The following is a 6222-nucleotide window of genomic DNA, read 5'->3' as shown; positions in this document are numbered from 1 at the left end:
TGGTGCTCGCCGTCTACGTGAACGGCCGCCGCTTGCCGCTGGCAGGCAGTGCCACGCCCGCGCTACATCAGGTGGTGCTGCGCGGGCGCCACGACCTGGCGCAGCACTTCACCGTGTCGGCGGTGACGGCGGCCGAGGGCGGCAGCCGGCTGGCGCAGATGGTGGGGCTTGCCAAGGAGCTGTCCGATGCCGACGGCGGCAGCGGCTTCAGCTTCGTGGACATGCTCGCCAACCGCGCCGGCATCCGCCTGGCGGAGCTGGCCACCGGCTCGGCCGCCGGCGGCGACTACGTGCGCCGCATGGCCCGCGCCGGGCTCACCGAGGCGGACATCATGCCGGACCCGAGCGGTCTGCCGGAGGGGATGCAGGAAGCCGTCCTCGAGCGCACCATCGGCACGCCGTCGAGCGCCGCCTATGCCCGGCTCACCGAGCACATCGACCGGCGCATTCAGGCCACGCGGCTGCATCGGGGCATGCCGTCCGGGTGAGCTTGCGCGCCCTCCATTGCGGGTCTGGTGTCACGCGAAGACCCGGGAAAAAGGGTGTCACGCGAAGCCACGAAGCCGCGAAGGGCAAGACGCGAAGGATCGTAGCTGCTCTGGTGGGAGCGGCACCCTCGGTGCCGCGACCGGCGCCAGAGCAGCCCACCACGCCCCGCGCAACTACCAGGCGGCAGGCAACCGCCCAGCCGTCGTCGCGCCACAAAAGGCAGTGGCGCTCCCACACCGGCGCGCCCGGAGCCGCCGTTATGGGACGCAGATCTTGTGGGAGCGGCACTCTCGGTGCCGCGACCGGCGCCAGAGCAGCCCACCACGCCCCGCGCAACTACCAAGCGGCAGGCAACCGCCCAGCCGTCGTTGCGCCACAAAAGGCAGTGGCGCTCCCACACCGGCGCGCCCGGAGCTGCCGTTATGGGACGCAGATCTTGTGGGAGCGGCACTCTCGGTGCCGCGACCGGCGCCAGAGCAGCCCACCACGCCCCGCGCAACTACCAAGCGGCAGGCAACCGCCCAGCCGTCGTCGCGCCACAAAAGGCAGTGGCGCTCCCACACCGGCGCGCCCGGAGCTGCCGTTATGAGAGGTCGGGTTACGCTGCGCTAACCCGACCTACAGCGAATGCTTCCATGGCCTCGCGGCGCAATCCACGAATTGCCCTCAACGCCGCCGCGGCCCGCCCAACAGCGAGCCGAGCGCGCCGCGCGCGAGCTGGCGGCCGAGCTGGGTGCCGAGCGCGCGCATGGCGCTGGCCGCGAACGCCTCCAGCGGCGTCTGCCGGTTGCCGCGGTGGCCGCCGCGGGTGCGCTCCGGCCGCGATTCCGCCGCCGTGGCCTCGGCGGCGAGCGCCGCCTGGTCGGCCATGAGCTTGAGGGTCTCGTAGGCGGAGGCGCGGTCGATCGTCTGCTCGTAGACCCCGGCCACGGGCGAGGTCGCCAGCAGCGTCTGGCGCTCGCTGGTGGTGATGGGCCCGAGCCGGCTGCCGGGCGGCGCTACCTTGATGCGCTCGACGACGCCGGGGATGCCGTCCTCATCCAGCGTGGAGGCGAGCGCCTCGCCGACGCCGAGTGCGGTGATGGCGCCCTCGGTGTCGAGATCCGGGTTCTGGCGGAAGGTCTGCGCCGCCGCGCGCACCGCCCTTTGGTCCTTGGGCGTGTAGGCGCGCAGCGCGTGCTGCACCCGGTTGCCGAGCTGGCCCAGGACCTCGTCCGGCACGTCCATCGGGTTCTGCGTCACAAAGTAGACGCCCACACCCTTGGAGCGGATCAGCCGCACCACCTGCTCCACCTTGTCGATGAGCACCTTGGGCGCGTCGTCGAAGAGCAGGTGCGCCTCGTCGAAGAAGAACACCAGCTCCGGCTTGGCCGGGTCGCCCAGCTCGGGCAACTGCTCGAACAGCTCCGACAGCAGCCAGAGCAGGAAGGTGGCATAGAGCTGCGGACTCTGGATGAGCTTGTCGGCCGCGAGCACGTTGACCATGCCGTGGCCGGCGGCGTTGCGCCGCATCAGGTCGCCGAGGTCCAGCGCCGGCTCGCCGAACAGCAGGTCGCCGCCCTGCTGCTCCAGCGTCAGCAGGCGGCGCTGGATGGCTCCGACGGAAGCCGGCGACACATTGCCGAAGGTGGTCTTCAGCGACGCCGCGTTCTCGGCGACATGGTTCAGCATGGCGCGCAGGTCCTTCAGATCCAGCAGCAGCAGACCGTTGTCGTCGGCGACGCGGAAGCAGATGTTGAGCACGCCCTCCTGGACGTCGTTCAGCTCCAGCAGCCGGGCGAGCAGCAGCGGCCCCATCTCGCTGATGGTGGTGCGCACCGGGTGGCCCTGTTCGCCGTAGAGGTCCCAGCAGGTGACGGGGCAGGGCGCGTAGGCGAAGCCCTCGTCGGCCGCGAGATCCATCTCCGCCACGCGCTCGGCCACCTTGGCATTGCCGCCGCCGGCCTGGCTGATGCCGGCGAGGTCGCCCTTCACGTCCGCGACGAACACCGGCACGCCGATGTGGCTGAAGCGCTCGGCGAGGCGCTGCAGTGTCACCGTCTTGCCGGTGCCCGTGGCGCCCGCCACCAGGCCGTGGCGGTTCGCCATGTCCGGGCGGATCAGCACCGCGCGCGCCTCGCCCTTGCCCACCAGGATGCCGTCTGCCATTGCCGCGTCTCTCCGCTCGTGCGTGCCAAGGTCGTCCGCAGTATGTTGCCGCCCGCCGGTAGTCACAAGTGCCGACGGGGCGCCGGTTGCCCCTGCAAGGGGCGTCGCTGACAATGCCGGACACGATTCCTGCCGGAGTGCCCCGCCATGTTCTACGCCGTCGACGAGAGCCAGCGCCGCCGCGGCAAGGCGCCGCACGAGCTGGCCATGATCAACCTGCTGCTGTTCAACCTGCTCATCGGCGTGGCCCTGCTGGCGGGGTCAATGGCGGCGCCGGACTCGCTTGTCGCGCGGCTCAAGTGGCCCGCGGTGGCGTTGCCCCTGGCGTTGTCGCTGGCGGTGATGGCCTTCACCTGGGTGCGCGCGGCGCGCGCGGCACGCGGTGGCCCTTGGTTCGCGGCCGTGCATTGGCGGCTCACCGCCGCGCGCTGGCGCGTCCTGTTGCTCGCCTACGTGGTCACCGCCGGGGTGGTCAGCCTGGCGTTTCTGGGGGGCGACGGTGACACCGCCGCCTTCGAGGCGCGCATCGCCGATCTGCCACCGGCCATGCAGGCCATGGAGCGCGGCAAGGTGACCTCGCAGAACATGGGCGCCGCCATCTGGGCGCGCATCGGCGTGGTGCCGCTGCTGCTGACGGTGATGGCGCTGATCATGCTGGAGTCCGGCGCGCTCTATCAGGCCGGGCGCGGCGAGGTGCCGGACGGGCTGCTGAAGCGCTTCCCGCCGCCGGCGGACCTCACCGGCTACGCGAGCCTGGCCGAGCGGCAAGCGGCGGCTGGCGAGTAGCCAGCTCGTGCGAGCGCCGCCGTCGCTGTCGGCGCCGTGAGCCCGCCCCGTGGGAGCGGCGTCCCCGCCGCGCTCGACCGTGCCAACGCGCATCGCGCCGGGGACGGCGCTCCCACAAGCTCAGCGCTTGTCGGGATCGATAGTGATGCCGCGCGAGCGCAGCGCTTCGACGATCAGGATGGCGTTGCCGTTGCCCTTCCCGGCGAGCACCGCCGTATCCGCCGCAATGCCCTCGAGCTGGTCTTGCAGCCGCTGCGCCTCCTTGTAGGCCGGCTTCTGGCCGGCACGCAGATCGACGAGGGCGCTGCGATCCTTGGACAACTGCGTCGCCTGGAACAGCAACAGGCCGGTGATGGCGCAGGTCACCAGCAGGATGGGCAGGAAAGCGCTGGTGGGCTTGTCGCCGGTGAAGCGCTCGCGCAGCCGAGTGAGTGTCCTTTTCCCTAGCCGGTGCGTGGTAGTGGCCATGTCAGTCAGCCCCCTTGGTGGCAGCCTTGCGCAGGCCGGACCCGGCCGCGGAGCCGGGCGTCAGCGCCGCCTTGTTGTTGCCCGTGGGCGCGTCGGTGGAGAAGGTGATGCCGTTATCCCAGAGCACGCGCTTGAGCTCGTCATCGTGGGTGGCCACAGCGAGGTTCGCCAGCACCTGCGCCAACTGCACGTTCAGCTTGCTGAGCACGATGCTCTCGTTGATGAACTTCTGACGCTCGTCCAGTTGCCTGCGCATGCTGCCGATATTGGCCGACAGCGTGGTGGTGACGAACACCAGCCCCAGTGCCACGGCGCTGATGCCCGTGAGCAGGTAGAACTGCCATTGCTTCAGCGCGAATGACGACGGCGAGGTATCGGTCTCGATTGGCATCGTGTGCTCGCTGAGGGTGCCCCCGGTGGGAATAGACCCTGGGGCATAGTCTGCTGGTGTCATCGGGCCAATGCCGACGGATCGCGGGATTCTAACCCGATCCGGCATGGGCGTCGAAATCGCGCCGCCGTCGATGCCCCGCCACCCCGCTACAATGCGCGCCGCCGACCACGCCAGGCGCACCGGGCCGCGTCAACCGCGCCGTCCCCTGGCACGCCTATCACAACCAGAGGAGCCCATCATGCGAGCTGCAACCGCCAAGACCCTGCTGCTGAGCACCTTGTTCGCCGTCGCCACCGCCGCCGCCACGGGCGCCGTGGCCGCCGACAACCCGCGCGTCGCCATGGACGTGAGCATCGGCGGCGAGCCCGCCGGCACCATCGAGGTGGAACTGTTCCAGGACGTCACGCCCAAGACGGCCGAAAACTTCCGCGCCCTCTGCACCGGCGAGCGCGGCGCCGACCTCTCGTATGCCGGCAGCCCCTTCCACCGCATCATCCCTGGCTTCATGATCCAGGGCGGCGACTTCACCAACGGCAACGGCACCGGCGGCAGGTCCGTCTACGGCGAGACCTTCCCGGACGAAAACTTCCAGCTCGAGCACACCCAGGCCGGGCTCCTGTCCATGGCCAACGCCGGACCGGACACCAACGGCTCCCAGTTCTTCATCACCCTCGTGCCCACCCCCTGGCTCAACGGCAAGCACGTCGTCTTCGGCAAGGTCACCAGCGGCATGGACGTGGTCGAGGCCATGGCCGCCCAAGGCAGCCGCAGCGGCCGCACCAAGCAGCCCGTCGTGCTGGAGTCCTGCAAGCAGCTCTAAGCCAGCACCGGCGTCCCGGCAGCCGGGCCGCTACAGCGCCAGCGCCCCAAAGGCCCGGTCGCTCCGCCACCACCCACAAGCCATGGACGGCAGGCCCCACATTGGGCAGGCCCCACATTGCCGCGGAGCCGGAGCACAGCCGCCCGCGCTCGCCGCCCTCCGCTCATTCCGCCGCCGTCGCCGCAAAGCCGCGTTTGCATTTCCTGACCCGAGCCCCGTGCTGGCCGCAGACCAAGCCAACCCGATGGTCCGGCCCGGATGCCGCGACCCCGGTCCACCGCCGGCGCCCCCCTACGTCGTCTCTCGGACTGGGGAAGAACCCTCGGCGGACCGCGCTGAGCAACAAAACCCGACACGGCGCCTGCCGCAACCGCACCGCGGCGCTGGGCGGCTTCGATTGGGTGTGCGACGGAGATTGGACAAGTATTGGGTGTAGCAGCTCCTGTGGGAGCGGCACGCTTGGTGCCGCGACCGGTGGCAAGGCAGCACACCACGCCCCGAGTAACCGCCTGACGGCAGGCAACCTCCCAGCCGTCGTCGCGCCACAACAGGCAGTGGCGCTCCCACGCCGGCGCGCCCGAAGCGGCTGGTGGCGCTTTGCCGACCAGACCCGGCGCGGCGCTCCCACGCCGGCGCGCCCGAAGCGGCCGCTATGGGAGTCGGTTTAGCGCAGCGTACCCGACGCTAGGCGTCGGTCAGCCGTTGATGGTCGGCCTGTGCCATCGCTAATCCGACCTACGATGCGCTCGATTTCGGCGGTGCGAGCACTAGTCGCCCGGTCGCTCCAGCATGGGAGCAAGGGCAGACGCTCTGCGTTCCGCCGCCTTCGACACGAGATGGTCGAGGTTATGATCAAGGCCGATGAACCGTCCCGATCCCCTAATGGGCGGGCCGCTGATCGGGCGCCATTGGGAGGGCAAAACGCCCCGCCCGATAGGTCTCAATCCCCTTTTGAACGGGTCACTGATCGGGCGGGGCACCCGAGAGCATCGCCTGGAGGATCGTCGAGCGTCTCAATCCCCTTTTGAACGGGTCACTGATCGGGCGTATAGAATCGCTGTCCTTCGAGTTGACCGAGCCCGTCTCAATCCCCTTTTGAACGGGTCACTGATCGGGC

General features: G+C 70.1%; 5 protein-coding genes, 1 pseudogene and 1 CRISPR repeat array. Of the genes and pseudogenes, 3 read left to right on the top strand and 3 right to left on the bottom strand.

Features of this window, described 5'->3' with window-relative positions; genetic code table 11:
* Positions 1-488, top strand: a pseudogene (locus tag LJE69_RS18850) (hypothetical protein); the annotation flags it as partial.
* Positions 489-1155: 667 nt separating this feature from the next.
* On the opposite strand, the gene LJE69_RS18845 reads toward LJE69_RS18850, so the two are convergent.
* Positions 1156-2637, bottom strand: coding sequence for a helicase HerA-like domain-containing protein (locus LJE69_RS18845; RefSeq protein ID WP_296927597.1), 1482 nt, complete (start codon positions 2635-2637; stop codon positions 1156-1158).
* Between the two features lie 147 nt (positions 2638-2784).
* On the opposite strand from LJE69_RS18845, the gene LJE69_RS18840 reads away from it, so the two are divergent.
* The gene (locus LJE69_RS18840) at positions 2785-3423 is read left to right on the top strand and encodes a hypothetical protein (protein WP_296927596.1); all 639 of its coding nucleotides are present in this window, start codon (positions 2785-2787) and stop codon (positions 3421-3423) included.
* Between the two features lie 120 nt (positions 3424-3543).
* Here the strand turns inward: LJE69_RS18840 and LJE69_RS18835 are convergent, their stop codons facing one another.
* Positions 3544-3891 carry a hypothetical protein gene (locus LJE69_RS18835; protein WP_296927595.1) on the bottom strand — a complete coding sequence of 116 codons (348 nt, stop codon included), beginning with the start codon at positions 3889-3891 and terminating at the stop codon, positions 3544-3546.
* Between the two features lies 1 nt (position 3892).
* Complete coding sequence (locus LJE69_RS18830) at positions 3893-4282, bottom strand: hypothetical protein (RefSeq protein WP_296927594.1); 390 nt, start codon at positions 4280-4282, stop codon at positions 3893-3895.
* 241 nt (positions 4283-4523) lie between these two features.
* On the opposite strand from LJE69_RS18830, the gene LJE69_RS18825 reads away from it, so the two are divergent.
* Complete coding sequence (locus tag LJE69_RS18825; protein WP_296927593.1) at positions 4524-5105, top strand: peptidylprolyl isomerase; 582 nt, start codon at positions 4524-4526, stop codon at positions 5103-5105.
* Between the two features lie 867 nt (positions 5106-5972).
* A CRISPR array of direct repeats spans positions 5973-6222; the repeat unit is 37 nt; unit sequence GTCTCAATCCCCTTTTGAACGGGTCACTGATCGGGCG.

The sequence above is a fragment of the Thiohalocapsa sp. genome (assembly GCF_022340605.1).
Classification (GTDB): Bacteria; Pseudomonadota; Gammaproteobacteria; order Chromatiales; family Chromatiaceae; genus Thiohalocapsa.
The sequence above is the reverse complement of the archived record's forward strand: the minus strand, read 5'-3'. Positions and strand labels throughout refer to the sequence as shown.